At 63.1% G+C, this 331-nt stretch carries 1 pseudogene; it reads right to left on the reverse strand.

The annotated features are described in order from the left end of the window. Positions 1-223: pseudogene (locus tag IF43_RS43355) on the reverse strand (hypothetical protein); the annotation flags it as partial. Positions 224-331 lie beyond the last annotated feature (108 nt).

The raw sequence follows: 331 nt of genomic DNA on the forward strand, positions 1-331 counted from the left end.
TATAAGAGACAGGGGCTCCGCTGCCCCAGTTCTGGTCGATCTTGGAATCGCAGTCCGTCTTCTTCGGCGCGCCCGAGAACGTCGTGTTCGCGAAGAACTGCCGTGTGAAGACGGGGGAAGTACAGTTCACCGCCGCGGAAGCAGGTACGGCGGTGGCGTAGAGCACTCCGCCTGCCGTGGCCAGAGCCAAGGCGGTGGCGGTCGTGCGTCTGGCTGGGTTCATCAAGTCCTTCAGTCCTGTTCGGCGGCCGATGTCGGTCAGACGTCGCCGAACAAGACAGATAAGAGGGCCGGTTGGTTGTACGAGCCCCAGCCGTGACAGCTCAGCCGC

The organism is Streptomyces sp. NRRL S-87 (assembly GCF_000719335.1).
In the GTDB taxonomy this organism is placed as follows: domain Bacteria; phylum Actinomycetota; class Actinomycetes; order Streptomycetales; family Streptomycetaceae; genus Streptomyces.